The sequence below is a fragment of the Streptomyces hirsutus genome (genome assembly GCF_001418415.1).
Taxonomy (GTDB): Bacteria; Actinomycetota; Actinomycetes; order Streptomycetales; family Streptomycetaceae; genus Streptomyces; species Streptomyces hirsutus.
The window spans coordinates 1-3,021 of the sequence record NZ_LIQT01000759.1; the positions used below are offsets into that span (position 1 = coordinate 1).

The window sequence follows — 3,021 nt, forward strand, 5'->3', positions numbered from 1 at the left end:
GGACACGGCCTCCCCCTCCCCCTCCGCCCCGGCGGACGGCGGACCGGCGGCGGCCGGGGAGGGACCGTCCTCCAGGAAGGCCGGTGGGGGAGAGGAGTCCGGCCGGGGGCAGGAGCCGGCCCCGTCGCCGGGAGCGTCGTCGTCGCGGCAGCCCGCACCGGAGCACTCGCCCCCGCTGCCCCTGCCCTCCGTCCCCGCCACGGCTTCCGCCACCGCCACCGCCGCCGGGCCGCCGGCGGACCCGGCGGCCACGCGGGGAGGTGAACCCGGTTGATCACCCTCGCCGTACGCCTGAAGAACCTCGCCTTCCTCCTCATCGCCGTCCTCGCCCTCTCGTTCCTCGGCATCCGCTACGCCGACCTCGGCCGGTACCTCGGCGTCGCCGACCACTACACCGTCGACGTGCTGCTCCCGCGCACCGGCGGCCTGTTCACCCACTCCGACGTCACCTACCGGGGCGTCTCCGTGGGACGGGTCGGCCCGATCGGTCTCACCGCCGACGGCGTCGTCGCCGAACTCCGCATCAAGAAGTCCGCCCCGCGCATTCCCGCCGACACCCGCGCGGTGGTCGCCGGACTCTCCGCCGTGGGCGAGCAGTACATCGACCTGCGGCCCGAGAGCGACGGCGGCCCCTACCTCACCGAGGGCACCCGCATCGAACAGGCCGACACCCAGGTGCCCGCCCCCGTCACCGACGTCCTCACCGGTGTGAACGCCCTCGCCGACTCCGTACCGCTCGAAGACCTGCGCACGGTCGTGGACGAGTTCGGCAAGGCCTTCGAGGGCCACGGCGACGACCTCGAGGTCCTGCTCGAGAGCGGCAGCGGCTTCGTGGAGGCCGCCGACCGCAACCTGCCGTCCACCACCCGGCTCCTCACCGACGGCGAGACCGTCCTGCGCACCCAGGCCGAAGAGGCGCAGGCCATCCGCGACTTCGCCACCGGAGCGGAGGAACTGGCCCGCGCCCTCAAGGGATCCGACGCCGACCTGCGCCGCCTGCTGACCGTCGCCCCCGACGCCGCCACCCAGGTCAGCGGCGTCCTGCGGGACCTCGACCCGAGCCTCGGCGTCGTCCTCGCCAACCTGCTCACCACCTCCGAGATCGCCGTCACCCGGCAGCGCGGCACGGAGGAGTTCCTGGTGAAGTTCCCGGCGGCCGTCGCCGCCGGCGCCACCGCCGTCGACGGAGGAAAGCTGAACTTCGGCATGGCCGTCACCTTCTTCAACCCCCTTCCCTGCACCGCCGGATACGGCGCCACCCGCTACCGCAACGGACTCGACCTCGGCACCACGCCCGCCCTCAACACCGGCGCGGCCTGCACCGCCTCCGCCGCGGACGGGGTCAACGTGCGCGGCTCGGCGAACGCCCCGAAGGGCGGCCCGGTACCCGAACCGGCCAAGCCCGGCACCCTGCCCTCAGGCAGCAGCGGCAGCAGCGGCAGCAGCGGCGGCACCGGCGGCGGGGCGAGGACGGCCGGTGCGACCGCGCTCCCCGGCGCCCTCGCCCTGCCCGGCCAGGACGGCGAGGCGCCCGAGGACATGACGGGCCTGCTCACTCCGGCCACCGGGAGCACCCGATGAAGCGGACCCGCATCCTCACCGGCGTGGGGCTCGCCCTGGCGCTCGGCTTCTGCGGCACCGGCGCGTGGACCTACGCGCAGGCACGCACCGACGACGCGCTCGCCTACGGCCGGGAGCGCGACCGGGCGCTCGCCGACGGACGTGAGGGCGTCGCCGTACTCACCACACTCGACGCCTCCACCCGGCAGCGGGCCGAGCAGGGCATCGCATCCTGGCGCGCCGCCTCCACCGGGCCCCTGCGCGAGGAACTGGGCGGCACCGAGGCCAAGGCGGGCGCCTCGGCGCGCGGCACGGTCACCGAGGCCGCCGTCACCGCGCTCGACCCACGCACCGGCACGGCCAAGCTCATCACCACCGTCCGGGTCGAGGTCACGCCCGCCGGGTCGAAGCAGCCGACCACCGACCGCAAACGGCTGGAGGCGGTTCTGGCCCGCACGGACGAGGGGGAGTGGAAGGTGAGGGCACTGAGCGCGGTGCCGGTCACGGGGGAGAGGGCGGCCCGGGACGCGGGAGAGACCTCCGAGGAGAAGGAGGGCAGCGGCCGATGACGCGGACCCCGATACCGACCCGGCTGCTGCGCAGGGGCAGACGGCCGGAGCCCGACAAAACCTCCGCGCCGGACGCGCCGGACGCGCCGGACGCGCCGGACGCACAACCCGCCACGGAAGCCGGGCGGCCGGATGCCGTCCCGGAGCCGGAAGACACTACGCGCGGCGTCCACCCCCCTCACCTCCCCGCCGGACGCCTTCGCCGGGCCGCCCTCGCCGGAACCGCCGCACTGCTCCTCGTCGCCGGCTGCGGCTTCTTCCACGGCGCCCACCAGCTGCGATCGGCCCCGCCCGTCCGGAACCAGGCGCTCACCGACACCGAGGCCACCACCCGTGTCGCCGGTGAGGTCGGCCATGCCCTCGCGCGGGCCTTCTCCTACACACCGGACGGCACCGCGGCCGCCGAACGCTCCGCACGCACCGTCCTCAGCGGCCGCGCGGCCCGCCAGTACCAGGCCCTCTTCGACCAGGTCCGCGACGACCTCACCGAGCAGCGCGTCACCCTGAGCACCCGGGTCGCCCGTACCGGAGTGATCGAACTCGACGACGAGAAAGCACGTCTGCTGGTCTTCCTCGACCAGACCTCCCACCGCGGCAAGGACACGGCCACCACCGCGGCGGCCCAACTCACCGTCACGGCACGGCTCGTGAACGACCAGTGGCGGATCACCGACATCAAGGCCCGCTGACCGTGCGCGGGAGAGTGGAGCACCCCATGAGACGCGCGGTCCGCGCCCTCGCCGGCACCCGTACCCGGCCGCTGCCGGCCGTGCTGCTCGCCCTCACCCTCACGGCGGGCGGCTTCGCGGCGTGGGCGGGACAGGACTGGTACCGCGCGGCCCACGACGACCGGGCCGCGTACGCCGAGCAGCGGGACGAGGCGCTCGCCGCC

3 protein-coding genes and 1 pseudogene are annotated in these 3,021 nt (G+C 75.2%); 3 read left to right on the plus strand and 1 reads right to left on the minus strand.

The genetic code is table 11. The features are described from left to right. Positions 1-252 (minus strand): annotated as a pseudogene (locus tag AOK11_RS44275) (hypothetical protein); the annotation flags it as partial. Positions 253-270: 18 nt separating this feature from the next. On the opposite strand from AOK11_RS44275, the gene AOK11_RS38340 reads away from it, so the two are divergent. From AOK11_RS38340 to AOK11_RS38350, 3 genes are read left to right on the plus strand one after another with little or no spacing between them, the layout of a single operon-like run. Next, positions 271-1,581 (plus strand): MCE family protein, encoded by a 1,311-nt coding sequence (locus AOK11_RS38340; RefSeq protein ID WP_055598209.1) that lies wholly within the window; start codon positions 271-273, stop codon positions 1,579-1,581. Then, positions 1,578-2,129, plus strand: a complete 552-nt coding sequence (locus AOK11_RS38345; protein WP_055598210.1) for a hypothetical protein — start codon at positions 1,578-1,580, stop codon at positions 2,127-2,129. Before AOK11_RS38340 ends, AOK11_RS38345 begins: the two co-directional genes overlap by 4 nt. Further along, on the plus strand, positions 2,126-2,818 hold the full coding sequence (locus tag AOK11_RS38350; protein WP_055598211.1) for a hypothetical protein: 693 nt from the start codon (positions 2,126-2,128) through the stop codon (positions 2,816-2,818). Before AOK11_RS38345 ends, AOK11_RS38350 begins: the two co-directional genes overlap by 4 nt. The last annotated feature ends 203 nt before the right edge of the window (positions 2,819-3,021 follow it).